This window comes from Streptomyces sp. NBC_01092, from assembly GCF_045039535.1.
Classification (GTDB): Bacteria; Actinomycetota; Actinomycetes; order Streptomycetales; family Streptomycetaceae; genus Streptomyces.
Genome location: NZ_CP108659.1, coordinates 6022779 through 6041738 on the forward strand (window position 1 = coordinate 6022779; position 18960 = coordinate 6041738).

Consider the following 18960-nt stretch of genomic DNA (forward strand, 5'->3'; position numbering starts at 1 on the left):
TGACTCCTTTGTACTCCAGGTCACAACCAAGCGGAAGGGGTTGCCGCAGTTCTTTACTTTTAGTCTCAAATCACTTGAAACGGGCATCGATTTGTCGAATCGGTGCCCGGAATGCGGAAAGTGCAGGTCAGGCAAGCGACGTACGGCGTCGGTTCGCGTACCAGACCAGGCCCGCCGTGGCCGCCGCGGCTCCTATGGCCGCCGCCGCGACCAGGGCCGGACGCGGCGGTACGGAGAAGGAGGGGATCCGCTGCTTGAGCCGGACCGGGCGATGGAAATCGAGAATGGGCCACCCGCGCGCGAGAGCCTCGCGGCGCAGCGCTCGGTCCGGGTTCACGGCGTGCGGATACCCGACCGACTCCAGCATCGGCAGATCGGTCGCCGAGTCGCTGTAGGCGAAGCAGCGGTCGAGGTCGTAGCCCTCGGATGCGGCGAGCTCCCTGATCGCCTCGGCCTTCGTCGGGCCGTACGCGTAGTACTCCACCTCGCCGGTGAAGCAGCCGTCGTCCCCCACGACCATGCGCGTGGCCACCACGCGGTCCGCGCCGAGCAACTCGCCGATCGGCTCGACCACCTCGGCGCCCGAGGTGGACACGATCACCACGTCGCGGCCGGCGATGTGGTGCTCCTCGATGAGGGAGGCGGCCTCGTCGTAGATGATCGGGTCGATCAGGTCATGCAGCGTCTCGGCGACGATCTCCTTGACCTGCTGGACGTTCCAGCCGCGGACGAGCGCGGAGAGGTACTCGCGCGTGCGCTCCATCTGGTCATGGTCCATACCGCCCAAGCGGAAGACGAACTGGGCATATGCGGTCCGCAAGGCGGCCCTGCGGTTGATCAGACCGCCTTGGTAGAACGACTTGCTGAAGGTGAGCGTGCTCGACTTCGCAATGACCGTCTTGTCCAGGTCAAAGAAGGCCGCTGTGCGGGGCAAGGAGTGGTTTTCCACGACCCTGAGCATAGGCGCAGCCCATTCGGCGTAAGGTGGGCGCGTGGGTTTGCCTGAGAGGGCTCTCGGGTACACCATGGAAGTCACGGATCGTTCGCGACCGTGCTAACGCGGTCCGACTCCTCCCCCCCCGAGTCGGCCGTGGAGACGACCCCCGCTCTCCCCCCCGGCGGGGGTCGTCGCATGTCCCGGTGGGTTTTCCCCTTTCGAACGTGGCCGCGAGGCCGGAACGAGGCGGCTGCGGCCGCCTATTCGGCATGTTCATGATCCGTGACTGTGTGTAGCCGTCGTGCTGCTCTGCGGGAGTCGCACAGGGGTCGGTGCCGGGTCACCGGTTTGGGTGACGGCGATATTCACAACCACCGAGTTGTCCACAGTTATCGACCAAGATCCACACGATTTCCGGGATCGCTGCACCGTGATTCCAACGCGTCCGGCTCGGGCCGACTTGATGGCCGGTTCCGGTTAGTCGGGCGTGTTTGGCCGGTTCGTATCGGCCGTTCATATGGAGGCCGGTTGCCGGTTCTTCACACGTTTGGGAATCGCGGGGCCGCAGGGCTGCGCGAGTGATGCAGCGAAGGGGGACGGAAACCGTGACCGCAGCCGTCACACACGATCCACCGCCCGCCGCCTCAGGGCAGCCGGGCAGGCCGTTGATCGTCACGGAAGACGCCGAACTGCTGGACGACCTGCTGCGCCTGTGCGCCGCGGCCGGCGCCACACCCGAGGTCCACCACTCAGTGCCCGAGCCCGGAGGCAGCTGGGAGGCGGCGCCGCTCGTCCTGGTCGGGGACGACGCCGCACGCCGCGTGCATGGCGCGGGACGCAGGCGCGGGGTGGTGCTCGTGGGCCGCGACCAGGACGATGCCGGGGTCTGGCGCCGGGCCGTCGAGATCGGGGCGGACCACGTCCTGATGCTGCCGGACGGCGAACAGTGGCTGGTCGACCGCATCGCTGACGTCGCCGAAGGAGTCGGCCGACCCGCCCTCACCGTCGGCGTCATCGGCGGCCGAGGCGGCGCCGGAGCGTCCACGCTCGCGTGTGCCCTCGCCGTCACCGCCGCGCGTGAGGGACTGCGCACCCTCCTCGTGGACGCCGATCCGCTGGGCGGCGGACTGGACGTCCTGCTCGGTGGCGAGGCGGCAGAGGGGCTGCGCTGGCCCTCGTTCGCCGGCTCACGCGGGCGGCTCGGCAGCGGCGCGCTGGAGGAGTCGCTGCCGAAGCTGCATTCCCTGCGGGTCCTCAGCTGGGACCGTGGCGAATGCGTAGCCGTTCCGCCGCAGGCGGTGCGAGCGGTGCTCGCCGCGGCCCGTCGCCGGGGCGGCACAGTCGTCGTCGACCTGCCCCGCCGCATCGACGACGGCGTCGCCGAGGCCCTCGCCCAACTCGACGTCGGCATCCTCGTCGTCCCCGCCGAACTGCGCGCCGTCGCTGCCGCCCGGCAGATGGCATCCGCGGTCCGGCTGGTCCTGCGGGACCTACGGGTGGCAGTTCGGGGTCCCTACGCGCCCGGACTCGACGACCGCGAGGTGGCCCGACTGCTGGATCTGCCCCTGGTGGGTGAGGTGCCGGTCGAGCCGGGGCTGTTGCGACCGCACGAGAGCAAGGAACCTCCGGGGGCGATGGGACGGGGGCCGCTGGCGCGGTTCTGCCGAGAGTTCTGGGAGCGGTCGATGCTCGAAGCGAGGGCGGCATGAGTGCGGCATCGGAGCTCCACTGGGTGAGCGGGGGCGAGGCCGGGTCGGTGCGGGCGGCGCCTGAGCGGTGGCGGTCGGGCAGGACGGTGGCCGCAGGGGTGCGGGCCGGTTCGACCGCATCAGCGGTGGACGGCTCAGGTGGCGCCGCTGCCCGGTGGCGGCTGTCGCAAGGGGCGGTCAGCGCGGTGAGTGGGGCCATTGCGGTGAATTCGGTGAACTCGGTGAGTCCGGGCGGTGGGCGGCCCGACTCGGGCCAACGGGGCGGTCCCTCGGGCGGGAGCCGGGCGCCGGACCGGTCGGCAGCCAGGGCGGGCATGCCGTCGGAGCTGCTGGACGGGGTGCGGCAGTGGTTGGCCGAGAGCGGGGCCGAGCCGACGCCCGCGCGCGTGGCGCAGGCTCTGCGGGAGCAGGGCAGGGTGCTGGGGGACGCCGAAGTCCTCGGGGCAGCCGAGCAGTTGCGGTCCGAGCTGGTCGGGAGCGGCCCGCTGGAACCACTGCTCGCCGATCCCTCGGTCACGGACGTGCTGGTGTCGGCACCGGATCGGGTCTGGGTGGACCGAGGCGGCGGCCTGGAGCTGACGTCCGTGTCCTTCCCGGACGCGGCTGCCGTACGACGTCTCGCGCAACGCCTGGCTGCGGTGGCCGGGCGGCGACTGGACGACGCACGGCCCTGGGCGGACGCCCGGCTGCCCGACGGGACCCGGCTGCACGCGGTGCTGCCGCCCGTCGCCATCGGCTGCGCGTGCCTGTCGCTGCGAGTGGTACGGGCACGAGCGTTCACGCTCGAAGAACTGGTCGCGGCGGGCACGGTGCCGCCGGGCGGGGACCGGGTGCTGCGCGCACTGGTCGACGCACGGCTGTCGTTCCTCATCAGCGGCGGGACCGGCAGCGGCAAGACCACGCTGTTGAGCGCGTTGCTCGGACTGGTCGGCGCAGGTGAACGGATCGTGCTCGCCGAGGACTCCGCGGAGCTCAGGCCGGAACATCCCCATGTCGTACGGCTGGAGAGCCGACCCGCCAACCAGGAGGGCGCCGGGCTCGTCACCCTCGAGGACCTGGTGCGGCAGGCGCTGCGGATGCGGCCGGACCGGCTGGTCGTGGGCGAGGTGCGCGGCCCTGAAGTCGTCCATCTGCTGGCCGCGTTGAACACCGGTCACGAAGGAGGCTGCGGGACCGTCCACGCGAATGCGGCGGCCGATGTGCCGGCCCGTTTGGAGGCGCTCGGCACGGCGGCCGGGCTCGACCGCGCCGCGCTGCACAGCCAGTTGGCGGCAGCTCTGTCGGTCGTCATCCATCTCGTACGCGACCGGACCGGGCGTCGGCGGATCGCCGAGGTGCATGTGCTGGAGCGGGACCCGTCGGGGTTGGTGCGGACGGTGCCGGCGCTGCGGTGGGGCGCGGAGACGTTCGCGTACGAGCGGGGGTGGGAGCGGCTGCGGGGGTTGCTTCGCGGCGAGGGCGATGGAGGGCGCCGTGTTCATGAGGGGTTCGGTGATGTGAGTGGGTGAGATGTCTGCGGGCGCGGCCGTGCTGTGCCTCGGCATGGCGGTCTGGTTGCTGGGTGGGCCGAACTCCGGAGTGCGGCGAGCGCAGTTGCTCCTGGCCGGCGGCGGGGCCGTGGGCGCCGGACCGCCCGACTGGCGGCAGTTGGCAGGGGGGCTGCGGCGGCTGCGGGGGCGGATGCGGGCCGAGTGGTGGGCACCGGTCGTCGGACTGGTGCTGGCGCTGCTGGGGTCGTCGGTGCTGCCGGTCGTCGCGGGGGCGGCCGGGGTGCCTTTGCTACGGCGGGTGCGGTTGGCCCGGGAGGCGCGAAGGGCTCGGGAGAGTCACGGGAACGCGGTGATCGTGCTGTGCGCGACGCTCGCCGGAGAGGTACGGGCCGGGCGGCAGCCGGGTGAGGCGCTGCAGCGGGCGGTACGGGATGCCGGCGGGCTCGGTGAGACGCAGTCCGCGGTGTTGGCGGCGGCGAAGTTCGGCGGGGATGTGCCGGGTGCTCTGGCCTCCGCGGCACGGCAACCGGGTGCCGAGGGCCTGTTGGGTTTGGCGGCGTGCTGGCGAGTGGCCGTGGACCAGGGCGCGGGGCTCGCGGCCGGGCTGGACCGGCTGGAAGGGGCGTTGCGGGCCGAGCGGGACCAACGTGCCGATCTGCGCGCCCAGTTGGCAGGCGCCCGATCGACGGTGCTGATGCTCGCCGGGCTGCCGGTCCTGGGACTCATGCTCGGGGCCGCCATGGGAGCCGACCCGCTGCATGTGCTGCTGCACACCGGGGCGGGGCTCGGGTGCCTGGTCGTCGGCGGAGTGCTGGAAGGGCTGGGGATGTGGTGGGCGACGCGGATCGTGCGGGGAGCGGAGTCGGCGTGAGAGGCCGAGTCGATGGTCGCCGGAAGAGTGAGGTGGCGGTGTGAACGTGGAGGTTGTCCACAGGCTGGGGACGGCGATGGGGGCGGTGCTGGCTGTCGGGTGGCTGTGGCGCTGGTCGGCGGAGGTACGGCGCGAACGGAGGGTTCGGCGACGGCTGGGGTCGTTGGTGACGACGGCCGACCGGACGGCCGGCGGAGCGACCGGCGCGACGCCTATTGGCAGACGGTACGACGTCCGGCAGGGCGTACGGCAATGGCTGCCGCTGGCAGCGGTCGTGGGCGCAGGTTGGGCGCTGGTCGGCGGGGTCGCCGGCCTGGGCGTGGGGCTGGTCGGCGCGGGCGGGCTGTGGCTGTGGCGGCGTCGGCAGAGAGCCGTTGAGGGCGCCGCGGCGGAGGTCGACGCCGGTGAGGTGGCACGTCGGCTTCCGCTCGCCGCCGATCTCCTCGCTGCCTGCATCGCGGCCGGAGCCGGCCCGGTGATCGCGGCTCAGGCCGTGGGCGAGGCGCTGGGCGGTCCCGTCGGGGAAGGGCTGGCGCGCGGTGCCGCGGAGGTGCGGCTGGGTGGTGAACCGGGCGAGGCGTGGCAGCGGTTGGCCTCAATGCCCGGGGCAGGGCCGCTGGCGCGGTTGCTGGAACGGGCCGATGTGACGGGGCTCCCGGCGGCCGGACCGGTCGCGCGGCTCGCGGCGGAGGCCCGCGCCGAGTGGACGCGCTCCGCGACGGAACGGGCCCGGCGGGCGGCCGTCATGGTCAGCGCGCCGGTGGGCCTGTGCTTCCTGCCCGCGTTCATCGCGGTGGGCGTGGCGCCGGTGGTGATCGGGCTTGCGGGCGGGGTGTTGGGAGGGGGTGGTGGATGACGGGGTGAGGGCCGGGACGGTCGCAGGTTGACCGTCTCAGCTGGCTCTGCAGGTCGCAGGTCGACGGTCGAGAGGTCTGCAAGACGGTCGAGGGTTCTGCAACAGGCGGGCCCGGCTGCGGGCGCTCGCGGGCGTTCCACAGCGGAAGTTCAACGGGTCGTTTCAACGATTTGTTTCAACGGTTTGCTCAACGAGACTGAACCTTACGGGGGTTGAGATGTACAAGGCGGTATGGGCACGGATGCGCGCGCTGGCGTTCAGGGTGCGGGCGGCGCGGGGTGATGCCGGGATGGTCACCTCCGAGTACGCGATGGGGATCGTGGCGGCGGTGGCGTTCGCCGTGGTGCTCTACAAGGTCGTGACGAGCGGGCAGGTCAGCGAGGAACTGCAGGCCATCGTGAAGCAGGCGCTCGATGCACGGATGTGAGGCGGAGGGCGAGCGGGGGCCGGACCGGGGAACCGCCCGAAAGGCAGGCTGGGGCTCGGATCGTGGCTTCGTCACCGCGGAGTCGGCTGTCGTGCTGCCTGTTCTGGTCATGTTCGCGATGGCGTTGGTGTGGGGCCTGCTGGTGTTGGCGGCACAGATCCAGTGCGTGGACGCGGCCCGGACCGGTGCCCGCGCGGCAGCCCGGCAGGATCCCACCGACGCGGTCATCGAGGTGACCCGAGAGGCAGCGCCCCGCGGCGCGACGGTCACGGTCGGCCGGGAAGGTGACGAGGTCCGCGTGGTCGTCGTGGCCAAGCCGCCGGTGCTGACCGGACTCCCCTTCGAGGTGCGGGAGGAGGCCGTCGCGGCGGCGGAGGAGACGGTGGGGTCGGGGACATGAGAGGAGGTTCCGTAGCGGGCCGAAGGGCGGGTGCCGGGCGCCGTAACGGACGGGCCGCGGTCGGCGGTCCACGCACCGCCCGGAAGGCTGCCGTCGGGCTGCGCTCCGATCGGGGTTCCGCGACCGTGTGGAGCCTTGGCGCCATCGCCGTGCTCTGTGTGGTCTTCGGCGTCGTACTCGCCCTGGGCCACGCGGTCGCGACCCGGCACCGTGCGGCCGGTGGTGCCGATCTCGCGGCGCTCGCGGCGGCCGACCACTGGGCGGAGGGCGGCACGGCGGCCTGTGCACGGGCCGAACGGGTTGCCGGCGCTCAGGGCGTGCGGCTGGTGCGATGCGTACTGGTCGGCGAGGTCTCGGACGTGACGGCGGCCTCGGGCCGGGGCCCCTTCGCGGCGGAGGTCAGGGCGAGGGCGGGGCCTGCGGAGCCGGGGGTGCCTCTGCCGCCGCCGGGGCTTCCGCCGCGGCCGGGGCTTCCGTCGCCGCCGGGGCCTCGGCCGCCGACGGCGCCTGCGGGGCAGACCCCGACGACGGGACATCCGCCGCCCGGCCCTGCGCTGATGGACCGGCCGACACCGGATCCTTGACCGGTCCCGCAGCCACCGTCGCCCCGCCCGGCGCCGGCGCGGACCCCCCGTCCTGGCCCGAACCGGGCACCCCGTCCTGGACAGACCCGGGCTCCCCGCTCCCGTCCGCACCCTCTCCCGACTCCTCCTCCGGCGCCCCACGCAGCAACACCGTCAGCAACCGCACGGCGCCCCTCTTGTGCAGCGGATCGTTCCCGTTGCCGCACTTGGGGGACTGGATGCAGGACGGGCAGCCGGCGTCGCACTCGCAGGAGGCGATGGCCTGGCGGGTGGCGGTGAGCCAGGAGCGGGCCGTGTGGAAGGCGCGCTCGGCGAAGCCCGCGCCGCCGGGGTGGCCGTCGTAGACGAAGACCGTGGGGAGCAGCGTGTCGGGGTGGAGCGGGATCGAGACGCCGCCGATGTCCCAGCGGTCGCAGGTCGCGAAGAGGGGCAGCAGGCCGATCGAGGCGTGCTCGGCGGCGTGCAGGGCGCCGCCGAGGATCTCCGGGTTGATCCGGGCCTCGTCCAGCTGGTCCTCGGTGACCGTCCACCACACCGCGCGCGTGCGCAGCGTACGAGGAGGGAGGTCGAGTTTCGTCTCGCCCAGGACTTCGCCGGTGATCAGCCGGCGCCGCAGGAAGGAGACCACCTGATTGGTGACCTCGACGGAGCCGTAGCACAGGCGGCCGTCGCCCCACGGGACCTCGACGTCCGTCTCCAGGACGGAGATCGCCGTCGTGTCGCGGGCGACTGTCGAGTACGACGGGGCGGCTTCCTCGACCAGGGCGACCGAGTCCTCCAGGTCGAGGGAGCGCACCAGGTACGTACGGCCCTGGTGCAGATGGACCGCGCCCTCGTGGACCGTGGAATGCGCGGCGCCCGCGTCGACCGTGCCGAGCAGCCGGCCCGTCCCGGCCTCGACCACCTGGACCGGGCGGCCGCCCTCGCCGCGGATGTCGGTGAGGTCGGCGGCCCGTTCCCGGCGCGTCCAGTGCCAGGCCTTCGTGCGGCGGCGCAGCAGCTTCGCGGCCTCCAACTGCGCCAGCAGGCCCTCGGTCTCGGGGCCGAACAGCTCCAGGTCCTCGTCCGTCAGCGGGATCTCCGCGGCCGCCGCGCACAGATGCGGCGCCAGGACGTACGGGTTGTCGGGGTCGAGGACCGTCGATTCCACCGGACGGTCGAACAGGGCCTCGGGATGGTGGACGAGGTAGGTGTCCAGCGGATCGTCGCGGGCGACGAGGACCGCGAGGGCGCCCTGTCCGGAGCGGCCGGCCCGGCCCGCCTGCTGCCACAGGGAGGCGCGGGTGCCCGGGTAGCCGGCGATGAGTACGGCGTCGAGGCCGGATACGTCGATGCCGAGTTCCAGCGCGGTGGTGGCGGAGAGGCCGAGGAGTTCCCCGGAGTGAAGGGCCTGCTCCAGGGCGCGCCGTTCCTCGGGGAGGTAGCCGCCGCGGTACGCCGCGACACGCCGGGCGAGGGAGCGGTCGACCTCGGCGAGGCGCTCCTGGGCGATGACCGAGATCAGCTCGGCGCCACGCCGGGACCGCACGAAGGCGACCGACCGCACGCCCTGCACGGCCAGGTCCGTCAGGAGGTCCGCCGTCTCGGCGGTGGCGGTACGCCGGACGGGTGCGCCCTTCTCGCCCTGCATCTCGGTGAGCGGGGGCTCCCAGAGGGCGAAGACCAGTTCGCCGCGTGGGGAGGCGTCGTCGGCGATCTCCAGCACCGGGAGGCCGGTCAGGCGGCGGGCTGCCACCGCGGGCTCGGCGGCCGTCGCAGAGGCCAGCAGGAAGACGGGAGAGGCGCCGTAGCGGGCGCACAGGCGGCGCAGTCGGCGCAGCACCTGGGCGACGTGGGAGCCGAAGACGCCGCGGTAGGTGTGGCACTCGTCGATGACGACGTACTTCAGCGACTTGAGGAAGGAGGACCAGCGAGGGTGGGACGGGAGTATGCCGCGGTGCAGCATGTCGGGGTTGGTCAGGACGTAGTTGGCGTACTGGCGGATCCACTCGCGTTCCTCGAACGGAGTATCGCCGTCGTACACGGCCGGACGTACGGAATTGCCCAGCGGATGTGAAAGTTCCTTCACCGAACGGCACTGGTCCGCCGCAAGGGCTTTGGTCGGGGCCAGGTAGAGGGCGGTGGCGCCGCGGCCGTTCGGGGCCTCTGAGCCGTCCAGAAGGGTCGACAGAACCGGCACGAGGTAGGCCAGGGACTTCCCGGAGGCCGTGCCCGTGGCGACGACCACGGACGCGCCGTCCAGGGCGTGCTCGGCGGCGCGTGCCTGGTGGGCCCAGGGATGTTCGATTCCGGCCGTCTGTACTGCGGCGATGACCTCCGCGCGGATCCGGTCGGGCCAGACTGCATGGCGACCCTCCCGCGGGGGCACATGCTCCGTATGAGTGATGCGCGAAGCCCGGCTCGGCCCCGAGGCGAGTCGGCCCAGCACCGCGCCCGGGTCCACCCGGGAAACGGTGCCCGTCGGGGATCGATCGGATCGGTGATTCTTGGCCATCGGCACCGAGTGTGTCACTGGCGTGACGGACAATGGGACCAAGGCGTCGTGCACGCCTGCCGGTAAGTGATTGAATGCCATCGCGGCTGGCGAACCGACCTTGGGGTTGCAAGCCGAGGTGTCCCGAGGGGCGACCGCTCGATAGCAAGGTGCTGGAGGATCCGTGGACCTGTCCCTGTCGACCCGTACCGTCGGCGATCGTACGGTCGTCGAGGTCGGTGGCGAAATCGACGTATATACCGCGCCCAAGTTGCGCGAGCAGCTGGTCGAGCTGGTGAACGATGGGAGTTTCCACCTCGTCGTAGACATGGAGGGCGTGGACTTCCTCGACTCCACCGGGCTCGGCGTGCTGGTCGGCGGCCTGAAGCGGGTGCGTGCCCATGAGGGCTCGTTGCGCCTGGTGTGCAACCAGGAGCGCATTCTCAAGATCTTCCGCATCACCGGCCTCACCAAGGTGTTCCCGATCCACACCTCGGTCGAGGAAGCGGTAGCGGCGACCGACTGATCACAGGCCCGGGCCCGCCGTACGCGGGGTGCCCGGGGCTGCAGAAGGTGAAAGCGAAGGGGGACTGGGCTTTCGGCGGCCCGGTCCCCCCGACAGCACGCCCGAAGTTCTGAGGGGGATGCATGGCCACCGTTGAACTCCGCTTCAGCGCGCTGCCCGAGCACGTCAGGACCGCCCGGTTGGTGGCGGCGGCGGTGGCGCGCAGGGCCGGAGTGGACGAGGCCGTCCTGGACGAGGTCAGACTCGCCGTCGGCGAGGCCTGCACCCGGGCCGTCGGGCTGCACCAGAGCGTCGGCATCACGGCGCCGGTGAAGGTGTCGCTGATCGAGGAGGAGAAGCAGTTCTCCATCGAGGTCGGCGACGAGGCGCCGCGCTCCGTTCCCGGCGAGCGGTCGTCCGGCGCCGCGGGCGACGACGCTGAGGTGGACGCCGAGGAGGACGAGATGGGCCTCGCGGTGATCAGCGGCCTCGTCGACGACGTGGAGGTCTCCGCCGGAGAGCGTGGCGGCCTGATCCGTATGACCTGGCCGACCACACCGCCGGCCGCGGTACTTTCCTGAACAGCTTCACCCACCCGTCTCATCACGAAGGGGCCCTGCTCAGCAGGGCCCCTTCGTGTTTTTTCCTCCGACGCCGGGGAATTCGTGAAGGAATTCACGATCGATACTCCGATAATTGATCAAGCTCCTCATAATTTGATCAAGCGTCAAAGCCGGCGTCAACGGTTTTAGGGCATTAGCGCTTTCGGGTTCAGTGGCTTGATGTCGATCATTTGCTGAACGGCACGTGAAGGCCGATTCCGCTTACCGCCATCTGTTTTGATCAGGTTCCGGTACCTAGAATCCGTCCACATCTTGAGCTCAGCCCAAGCGTCAAGGAGGACGAATGGCGGGGCTTTCTACCCCTCATCAGCTGGACCATCCCACTGCCCTCGCGGCTGCAGTGCTGACAGACGACAACCGGATCATCATCACGATCATCGGTGTCGTCGCACTGGCAGCGCTCGTTGTCGCCGGAGTCCTGGTGCGCCAGGTGCTCGCGGCGGGCGAGGGCACCGACAGCATGAAGAAGATCGCGACGGCCATCCAGGAAGGCGCGAACGCCTATCTGGCCCGGCAGTTGCGCACGCTCGGCGTATTCGCCGTGGTCGTGTTCTTCCTGCTCATGCTGCTGCCCGCGGACGACTGGAATCAGCGCATCGGCCGATCGGTGTTCTTCTTGATCGGCGCTGCGTTCTCGGCGGCCACCGGCTATATCGGCATGTGGCTCGCCGTGCGCGCCAATGTGCGGGTCGCCGCGGCGGCACGGGAAGCGACCCCGGCGGCGGGCGAACCGGAAAAGGATCTCACCGCCGTCTCGCACAAAGCCATGAAGATCGCTTTCCGCACGGGCGGCGTCGTCGGCATGTTCACAGTGGGGCTCGGTCTGCTCGGCGCCTCCTGTGTGGTGCTGGTGTACGCGGCCGACGCGCCGAAGGTGCTCGAAGGATTCGGACTCGGTGCCGCGCTGATCGCGATGTTCATGCGTGTCGGCGGCGGCATCTTCACCAAGGCCGCCGACGTCGGCGCCGACCTGGTCGGCAAGGTCGAGCAGGGCATTCCGGAGGACGATCCGCGCAATGCCGCGACCATCGCCGACAACGTGGGCGACAACGTCGGCGACTGCGCGGGCATGGCAGCCGACCTCTTCGAGTCGTACGCGGTGACCCTGGTCGCCGCCCTGATCCTCGGATCGGCGGCGTTCGGTGACTCCGGGCTCGCCTTCCCGCTGATCGTGCCCGCGATCGGCGTGATCACCGCGATGATCGGCATCTTCGCGGTGGCGCCGCGGCGCAGCGACCGCAGCGGCATGACTGCGATCAACCGCGGATTCTTCATCTCCGCGGTGATCTCGATCGTGCTGGTCGCGATCGCCGTGTACGCCTATCTGCCGTCGTCGTACGCCGACCTCGACGGCATCAGCGACGCGGCCATCGCGGCCAAGGACGGCGACCCGCGGATCCTCGCGCTCGTCGCGGTGGGGATCGGCATCGCGCTGGCCGCCGTCATCCAGCAGCTGACCGGCTACTTCACCGAGACCAACCGCCGCCCGGTCCAGGACATCGGCAAGACCTCGCTCACGGGGCCCGCCACTGTCGTCCTGGCCGGTATCTCGATCGGTCTCGAATCGGCCGTCTACACCGCCCTGCTGATCGGCCTCGGCGTCTACGGGGCGTTCCTGCTCGGCGGCACGTCGATCATGCTGGCGCTGTTCGCGGTGGCGCTGGCCGGCACCGGTCTGCTCACCACGGTCGGCGTGATCGTCGCCATGGACACCTTCGGTCCGGTCTCCGACAACGCGCAGGGCATCGCCGAGATGTCCGGCGACGTCGAGGGCGCCGGCGCCCAGGTTCTCACCAACCTGGACGCGGTCGGCAACACGACCAAGGCCATCACCAAGGGCATCGCCATCGCCACCGCCGTCCTGGCGGCGGCGGCGCTCTTCGGGTCGTACCGCGACGCCATCACCACCGGCGCGCGGGACGTGGGCGAGAAGCTCAGCGGCGAAGGCGCGCCGATGAACCTGATGATGGACATCTCGCAGCCCAACAACCTCGTCGGTCTCATCGCGGGCGCGGCGGTCGTCTTCCTCTTCTCGGGTCTCGCCATCAACGCGGTGTCCCGGTCGGCGGGCGCCGTGGTGTACGAGGTGCGGCGGCAGTTCCGTGAGCGTCCCGGGATCATGGACTACACGGAGAAGCCGGAGTACGGCAAGGTCGTCGACATCTGCACCCGGGACGCCCTGCGCGAGCTCACCACGCCCGGTCTGCTCGCCGTGCTGGCGCCCATCTTCATCGGGTTCACACTCGGCGTCGGAGCCCTGGGCGCGTTCCTGGCGGGCGCGATCGGCACCGGCACGCTGATGGCGGTGTTCCTGGCCAACTCCGGTGGTGCCTGGGACAACGCCAAGAAGCTCGTCGAGGACGGCCACCACGGCGGCAAGGGCAGTGAGGCCCACGCCGCGACGGTGATCGGCGACACGGTCGGTGACCCCTTCAAGGACACCGCCGGGCCGGCGATCAACCCGCTGCTGAAGGTGATGAACCTGGTCGCGCTGCTCATCGCGCCCGCGGTCATCCAGTTCAGCTACGGCGAGGACAAGAACGTCGGCGTGCGGGTCCTGATCGCCGTCGTCTCGCTCCTTGTGATCGCCGGCGCGGTCTACGTCTCCAAGCGGCGCGGGATCGCCGTGGGTGACGAAGACAACGCCGAGCGGTTGGCCAAGCCGGCCGATCCCGCGGTGGTCTCGTAGGCGGTCTTACGACGGTCCTGCTCAAGAGGCGGGCGGGCGGCGCGCATTGACGTGCCGCCCGCCCGCCTCGTGCTGGTTCACGCCCTTGCCGTGACCCTTCTCTCACATGGTGCAAAAGGTATGAAAAGCCTACGGATGGCGTATGGGGCACGGTGTCGTCCCCGATCCGACGTGTAGGGTCCCGTGGCCGATAGCCATGGAAGGGACCAAACCGGTGAACAAGAAGCTCGCGGCCGTAATGTCCGGCGGTGCGGTACTGGTACTGGCGCTGACGGGATGCACGAGCGAAGAGGGCAACAAGGAGCTCGACGCCTGGGCCAAGAAGGTCTGTGACTCGGTGCCGGCGCAGAACGCGAAGATCTCGGCGGCCTACGTCGCGATCACCAAGGCGGCCAAGGACACGACCAGCACGCCCAAGGAGCTCCAGGCGGCCGACTCCAAGGCCTTCCAGGACCTCGCCGACGGCTACAAGGAGCGCGCGACGCTCATCAGCTCCGCCGGGGCGCCTCCGGGGGTCGAGGACGGCGCGAAGGCCCAGAAGGACGTCGTCACGAAGCTCACCGCCCTCTCCGCGGCCTACGCGGACCTGAAGAAGCGGGTCGACGGGCTGGACACGAAGGACCAGGCGAAGTTCGCGTCCGGCCTGAAGGACGTGTCGGCCGAGATGAAGCAGGTGGAGACCCAGCGCAAGAGCGCCGTGACGGCGTTGAAGGAGCTGGAGTCCGGCGACACCAAGAAGGCGCTGACCTCGCAGGAGGGCTGCAAGCAGGCCGCCGCGGCGTCCGGCGCGGCCGGGGCCACCGACAGCTGAGCCGAAGCGGCCGCCCGCGGCCGTGCCGACTTGGGGCGCGGGCGCGGGTCACAATGAGGGCGTGAGTGACTCCACGCTGCCCTCCTTGCCCACCTCCGACCGCCCCGATGTCGCCGTGCGGCTGCGGGAGGCCCTGCTCAGGGCCTCCTTCACCGCCGACGGACTGCTTGAACTGCTCGGCGCGCCCGCGTACGCGGCGCTCGCCAGGAGCGAGACCGTGCCCGCGCTCCGGGCGACCCGCGCGGACGCGCCGCTCGAAGCGCTCGTACGGCTGTTCCTGTTGCAGCAGCCCGTTCCGCACGCGCGCGTGGCGGGCGTGTTGCCCGTCGACGCGTGCCTGGAGAGCGGGTGGCTGGTCCGGGTCGGCGGCGACTCCGACGACGTCTGCGCGACCGTGGACGTACGGCCGTACGGCGGGCCCGGGGGCGAGGACTGGTTCATCGTGTCCGACCTGGGCTGCGCGGTCGGCGGTGCGAGCGGCAGTGGCAGTGACGGCCGTCAGGCGGACGAGGCTGTCGTCCTAGGCGTCGGCGGCGCCTCCACGACCCTCGCCGGCATCACCGTCCGCACGCCCGTCGCCTCCGCCCTCGACCTCGGCACCGGATCCGGCATCCAGGCGCTGCATGCCGCGCAGCACGCCACGCGCGTGACGGCGACCGACCTCAACCCGCGCGCGCTGCACATCTGCGCGCTCACGCTGGCCCTGTCCGGCGCGCCGGCCGCGGATCTGCGGGAGGGCTCCCTGTTCGAGCCGCTCAAGAACGGCGAGACCTATGACCTGATCGTGTCCAACCCGCCCTTCGTGATCTCGCCGGGCGCGCGGCTGACGTACCGCGACGGCGGGATGGGCGGGGACGATCTGTGCCGGTCGATCGTTCAGGGGGCGGGGGAGCGGCTGAACGAGGGCGGGTTCGCGCAGTTCCTCGCCAACTGGCAGCACGTGGAGGGGGAGGACTGGCAGGACAGGCTCAGGTCATGGGTGCCGCGCGGGTGCGACGCGTGGATCGTGCAGCGCGAGGTGCAGGACGTCACGCAGTACGCCGAGCTGTGGCTCAGGGACGCCGGTGACCACCGGGGTGACGTGGCCGAGTACCAGGCGCGGTACGACGCCTGGCTGGACGAGTTCGAGGCGCGCAAGGTCAAGGGCGTGGGCTTCGGGTGGATCACCCTGCGCAAGGCGTCGGCCGCCGTGCCCTCGATCACGGTGGAGGAGTGGCCGCACCCGGTCGAGCAGCCGCTCGGCGACACGGTCCGGGCGCACTTCGACCGGCTCGACTACCTGCGCGCCCGCGACGACGCGGCCCTGCTGGACGACCACTTCAGGCTCGTCGCCGAAGTCGTGCAGGAGCAGGTCGGGCTGCCCGGCGCCGAGGACCCGGAGCATGTGGTGCTGCGCCAGCACCGCGGCATGCGCCGGGCCACGCAGGTGGACACGGTCGGCGCGGGCTTCGCCGGGGTGTGCGACGGCACGCTGAGCGCGGGCCGCATCCTGGATGCGATCGCCCAACTGATGGGCGAGGATCCGATGTTGCTGCGCGACCGGACGCCCGCGCAGATCCGGCTGCTGGTGGAGCAGGGGTTCCTCGAACCGGCTCGGTGACCCCGCCCGGGGTTCGCCCCTGCCGCGTCACACCTGAGATGGATTGGCACCCCTGATGCCCAAGTGTCCGGTCTGCCAGGATTGATCCTGAAAAGGTCTCCTGTCAGTGGTGGGTGCGAAGCTACCTTCGAGAGACGGACTCGACGCGCCCTCGGGGGAGACGCGCTGCCTCGGGTCTCGGGGGGAGGCGTGATGGCGGGGGAGACGCCGGATCACGGCGAAGGCAGGCTCATCAACGGGCGCTACCGGCTGGTGCGGACGCTCGGCGCGGGCGGCATGGGCCGCGTCTGGCTCGCCTACGACGAGGAGTTGGCCTGCGAAGTCGCGATGAAGGAGATCGCGCTTCCGGACGTGCCGATGGACGCGAGCGAGACGGGGCACCGCGTCGCCCGGGCCCGTAGCGAGGCCCGGCACGCGGCGCGGCTGCGAGGGCATCCGCATGTGGCGACGGTGCATGACGTGGTGGTGCACGAGGAGCTGCCGTGGATCGTCATGGAGCACGTGCCGGACGCGGTGGATCTCCAGGCGGTCGTGCGGAGTTCGGGGCCGCTGACGCCCGTTCAGGTGGCCCGCGTCGGGCTCGCCGTGCTCGACGCGCTGACCGCCGGGCACCGGATCGGCATCCTCCACAGGGATGTGAAACCGGCCAACATCCTTCTGGCGCCGGACGCGTCGGGCGACCCCTACGCGCGCGTGCTGCTCACCGACTACGGCATCGCCCTCCAGCCCGAGTCCCGCGAGCCCCGGCTCACGGCCACGGCGGGCATCCTCGGCACGCCGGGCTACCTCGCCCCGGAGCGTGCGCGTGGCGAGCCGCCCACTCCGGCCGCCGACCTGTTCTCCCTCGGCGCCACGCTCTACGCCGCTGTGGAGGGCCGCGGCCCCTTCGACCGCCACGGCGACTACGCCACCCTGACGGCCCTCCTCGGCGAGGACCCGACGCCACCGGTCCGTGCCGGTGAACTGGCGTCGGTGCTTCAGGGGTTGCTGGTGAAGGACCCGGTGCGCAGGTCGGCGCCGGAGGTGGCGGCTCGGGGGCTGGAGCGGGTGGTGCAGGGGGCGCCTGGCGTGACGCCGGCGCCGGATGCGGGTTCCGGGGCGCCGCCCGGGTGGGGCGTGGAGCCGGCGGTCGGTGCGGGGCAGGCGGGGTTCGGGCCGTCGCCCAGCGGCTTAGGACCGGCGCCGGGTACGCCGCAGACGCCGGGTGCGGCGCCGACCCCGAACACTCCGGCCGGGGGCGGTCCTGGCGCCGGCGGTCCGGCCACGCCCGGACACACGCCCGGCTCGGCACCGTACAACCCGTGGCGCCAGCCCGCCCCGCAGCCGCCCTTCGACCCCGGGAACCCCTACGCGCAAGGCCCCTACGGGCAAAGCCCCTACGCGCAAGGTCCCTACGCGCAGGGCCCCGGTGCCACCTCCGCGGACGGCGCCGGGCAGTCGCCCTACGCCGGGAGCGGCGGTCAGCCTCCGCACGCGGGAGGGGCCGCCGCCCAGTCGCCGTACGCCGACAGCCCCACCTCGTCGCCGTACGCGGGCGGTGCCACCACGCCGTCGTACCTGAGCGGCGCCTCCGGCGGCCCTGGAGGCCCGGGAGGTTCCTGGGCCACCGGCGGGCTCGGCGGTCCCCTGCCTGGTGGGGGAGGTCAGGGGCCACCCCCGGCTTCCGCCGCCAGGAAGCGCACCGCGCTCATCGCCCTGGTCGTGGGGCTCGTCCTCGTCGTCGCCGGTGGTACATGGGCCGTCGTGTCGCTGACCGGCGACGACGGAGGGGACAAGAAGAACTCCGCGACGAAGAGTTCGCCCTCGGCGAGCGCGTCACAGGGGTCGCCATCGCCGACCGGGCCCGTGTATCCGTACGGCGATGCCGTGGGGCTCACCGAGCCGCTGGAGACGGGGGACTGCGTGCAGGCGGTGTGGGCGGGGACGCCCTTCAAGTCGATGCCGAACCTCGGGGTCGTGGACTGCGACGACGACTGGCCAGACGGCCAGGTCGTGGCCGTCGACACCGCCACCGACTTCGCCGACGCCCGCGCGCAGGGTGCGCGGCGCTGCGAGAAGCAGAGCGGGGCGATCGCCACCGCGCTGCCGGACGCGGCCGGATATGCGGTCGTACCGACGCAGGAGGGGTTCGCCGCGGCCAACAGCGGTACGGCGTGCCTCGTGCTCGGCCGGCATGCCGCGATAGGTGGCGAGGTGGGCGGTTTCCGCGACGACGGCGAGAACCTCTGGGTCGGTCAGATGGGCGTCGGTGACTGCTGGATCTACGAGGAAGAGGACGACGGCTACAACGCCCCCTTGATCGGCTGCGCCAAACCGCACACCGACCAGGTCATAGGCACTGTTCAGGCACCCGGCGAAATGAGTCACAAGAACGGCTCGGACAACGCCACCAAGCTGTGCCGGAACAAATTCGAGTCGATCTGGGCGCCCGGTGCGGAGCGGGCCGTCTACGGCTGGATCGCGGACGACGAGGACTGGGAAGCGGGCTTCAACAAGGTCGTGTGCACGGTCGGCCGGGTCGACAACGCGAAGACGACCGGAAAGATACCGGCGCCCGGCGCGGTCTGAGGCGGACGGGGCCGATGAGGGCGGAGGATGCTGTGGGGCTGTCGTGGCGGCCGGGACCGGAGCGATTCGGAGAGTCCACAGCAGCGTCGGTCCCTCGTTCACCTGAGGTTCGCCTGTGCGCCGTCCGCGCGTGTCAGCCTCCCCGGGCTGGGGCACTCGCGTACGGGAAGAAAAGGGGCATACGGAGCCATGGAAAGCGGACCGGCGCTCTTCGCTGGGATCGTGTTCGCCCTGTTCGGAGGCGGGCTGCTGGTGTGGACGGCGGTCCGGGTGCGACAGCGTCAGCCCGTCGCTCACGGTGTGAACCCCGTCGCATCGGCGACCCTCGCCGGCGTCGTCTCGGTGATCGCGCTCATCCTCGGAACCTGGTGCTTCACCCGCCTCTGAGAACGGCCCGCGAGCTGGGCGGCCAGTAAT

General features: G+C 71.4%; 15 protein-coding genes and 1 pseudogene. 14 read left to right on the plus strand and 2 right to left on the minus strand.

Annotated features, from left to right (window positions below; all coding sequences use genetic code 11):
* Window positions 1-127: 127 nt before the first annotated feature.
* The gene (locus OG254_RS27495) at window positions 128-961 is read right to left on the minus strand and encodes an HAD family hydrolase (RefSeq protein ID WP_405586717.1); all 834 of its coding nucleotides are present in this window, start codon (window positions 959-961) and stop codon (window positions 128-130) included.
* A 557-nt stretch (window positions 962-1518) separates the two neighbouring features.
* On the opposite strand from OG254_RS27495, the gene ssd reads away from it, so the two are divergent.
* The 7 genes and pseudogenes from ssd to OG254_RS27530 form a co-directional block, all read left to right on the plus strand.
* A complete protein-coding gene (ssd, locus tag OG254_RS27500) occupies window positions 1519-2646 on the plus strand; it encodes a septum site-determining protein Ssd (RefSeq protein ID WP_405586720.1) in 1128 nt (375 codons plus the stop codon).
* Window positions 2647-2960: 314 nt separating this feature from the next.
* Window positions 2961-4154 (plus strand): TadA family conjugal transfer-associated ATPase, encoded by a 1194-nt coding sequence (locus OG254_RS27505; RefSeq protein WP_405586722.1) that lies wholly within the window; start codon window positions 2961-2963, stop codon window positions 4152-4154.
* Window position 4155: 1 nt separating this feature from the next.
* On the plus strand, window positions 4156-5007 hold the full coding sequence (locus OG254_RS27510) for a type II secretion system F family protein (RefSeq protein ID WP_405595218.1): 852 nt from the start codon (window positions 4156-4158) through the stop codon (window positions 5005-5007).
* A 40-nt stretch (window positions 5008-5047) separates the two neighbouring features.
* Window positions 5048-5863 (plus strand): type II secretion system F family protein, encoded by an 816-nt coding sequence (locus tag OG254_RS27515; RefSeq protein ID WP_405586725.1) that lies wholly within the window; start codon window positions 5048-5050, stop codon window positions 5861-5863.
* A gap of 217 nt (window positions 5864-6080) precedes the next feature.
* On the plus strand, window positions 6081-6290 hold the full coding sequence (locus tag OG254_RS27520; protein ID WP_405586728.1) for a DUF4244 domain-containing protein: 210 nt from the start codon (window positions 6081-6083) through the stop codon (window positions 6288-6290).
* Between the two features lie 109 nt (window positions 6291-6399).
* Complete coding sequence (locus OG254_RS27525) at window positions 6400-6690, plus strand: TadE family type IV pilus minor pilin (RefSeq protein WP_405595220.1); 291 nt, start codon at window positions 6400-6402, stop codon at window positions 6688-6690.
* Window positions 6687-7049 (plus strand): annotated as a pseudogene (locus OG254_RS27530) (Rv3654c family TadE-like protein); the annotation flags it as partial. The gene OG254_RS27525 and the pseudogene OG254_RS27530, both read left to right, overlap by 4 nt.
* A gap of 40 nt (window positions 7050-7089) precedes the next feature.
* On the opposite strand, the gene OG254_RS27535 reads toward OG254_RS27530, so the two are convergent.
* Window positions 7090-9849: a DEAD/DEAH box helicase gene (locus OG254_RS27535; protein WP_405586731.1), complete on the minus strand. Its 2760-nt coding sequence runs from the start codon at window positions 9847-9849 to the stop codon at window positions 7090-7092.
* Between the two features lie 82 nt (window positions 9850-9931).
* Here OG254_RS27535 and bldG point away from each other — a divergent pair, with 82 nt between their 5' ends.
* From bldG to OG254_RS27570, 7 genes are all read left to right on the plus strand, one after another.
* Window positions 9932-10273, plus strand: a complete 342-nt coding sequence (gene bldG, locus OG254_RS27540; protein WP_003975386.1) for an anti-sigma factor antagonist BldG — start codon at window positions 9932-9934, stop codon at window positions 10271-10273.
* A 122-nt stretch (window positions 10274-10395) separates the two neighbouring features.
* Entirely contained in the window at window positions 10396-10833 is a 438-nt protein-coding gene (locus tag OG254_RS27545; protein WP_405586734.1) for an ATP-binding protein, read from the plus strand.
* A gap of 325 nt (window positions 10834-11158) precedes the next feature.
* Window positions 11159-13564 carry a sodium-translocating pyrophosphatase gene (locus OG254_RS27550; protein WP_405586737.1) on the plus strand — a complete coding sequence of 802 codons (2406 nt, stop codon included), beginning with the start codon at window positions 11159-11161 and terminating at the stop codon, window positions 13562-13564.
* Window positions 13565-13760: 196 nt separating this feature from the next.
* Window positions 13761-14375, plus strand: coding sequence for a small secreted protein (locus OG254_RS27555; RefSeq protein WP_405586740.1), 615 nt, complete (start codon window positions 13761-13763; stop codon window positions 14373-14375).
* A gap of 61 nt (window positions 14376-14436) precedes the next feature.
* Complete coding sequence (locus OG254_RS27560) at window positions 14437-15975, plus strand: methyltransferase (protein WP_405586743.1); 1539 nt, start codon at window positions 14437-14439, stop codon at window positions 15973-15975.
* Window positions 15976-16167: 192 nt separating this feature from the next.
* Window positions 16168-18543, plus strand: a complete 2376-nt coding sequence (locus OG254_RS27565) for a protein kinase domain-containing protein (RefSeq protein ID WP_405586746.1) — start codon at window positions 16168-16170, stop codon at window positions 18541-18543.
* Window positions 18544-18732: 189 nt separating this feature from the next.
* Window positions 18733-18930, plus strand: a complete 198-nt coding sequence (locus OG254_RS27570; protein WP_351198900.1) for a hypothetical protein — start codon at window positions 18733-18735, stop codon at window positions 18928-18930.
* Window positions 18931-18960: the final 30 nt, after the last annotated feature.

Bases quoted from the DNA above. Each gene is read 5' to 3' on its own strand.
- OG254_RS27495 (WP_405586717.1), bottom strand. From the start codon at position 961: ATGCTCAGGGTCGTGGAAAACCACTCCTTGCCCCGCACAGCGGCCTTC.
- ssd (WP_405586720.1), top strand. From the start codon at position 1,519: ATGCAGCGAAGGGGGACGGAAACCGTGACCGCAGCCGTCACACACGAT.
- OG254_RS27505 (WP_405586722.1), top strand. From the start codon at position 2,961: ATGCCGTCGGAGCTGCTGGACGGGGTGCGGCAGTGGTTGGCCGAGAGC.
- OG254_RS27510 (WP_405595218.1), top strand. From the start codon at position 4,156: ATGTCTGCGGGCGCGGCCGTGCTGTGCCTCGGCATGGCGGTCTGGTTG.
- OG254_RS27520 (WP_405586728.1), top strand. From the start codon at position 6,081: ATGTACAAGGCGGTATGGGCACGGATGCGCGCGCTGGCGTTCAGGGTG.
- OG254_RS27525 (WP_405595220.1), top strand. From the start codon at position 6,400: ATGTTCGCGATGGCGTTGGTGTGGGGCCTGCTGGTGTTGGCGGCACAG.
- OG254_RS27535 (WP_405586731.1), bottom strand. From the start codon at position 9,849: ATGGCATTCAATCACTTACCGGCAGGCGTGCACGACGCCTTGGTCCCA.
- OG254_RS27545 (WP_405586734.1), top strand. From the start codon at position 10,396: ATGGCCACCGTTGAACTCCGCTTCAGCGCGCTGCCCGAGCACGTCAGG.
- OG254_RS27550 (WP_405586737.1), top strand. From the start codon at position 11,159: ATGGCGGGGCTTTCTACCCCTCATCAGCTGGACCATCCCACTGCCCTC.
- OG254_RS27555 (WP_405586740.1), top strand. From the start codon at position 13,761: ATGGAAGGGACCAAACCGGTGAACAAGAAGCTCGCGGCCGTAATGTCC.
- OG254_RS27565 (WP_405586746.1), top strand. From the start codon at position 16,168: ATGGCGGGGGAGACGCCGGATCACGGCGAAGGCAGGCTCATCAACGGG.
- OG254_RS27570 (WP_351198900.1), top strand. From the start codon at position 18,733: ATGGAAAGCGGACCGGCGCTCTTCGCTGGGATCGTGTTCGCCCTGTTC.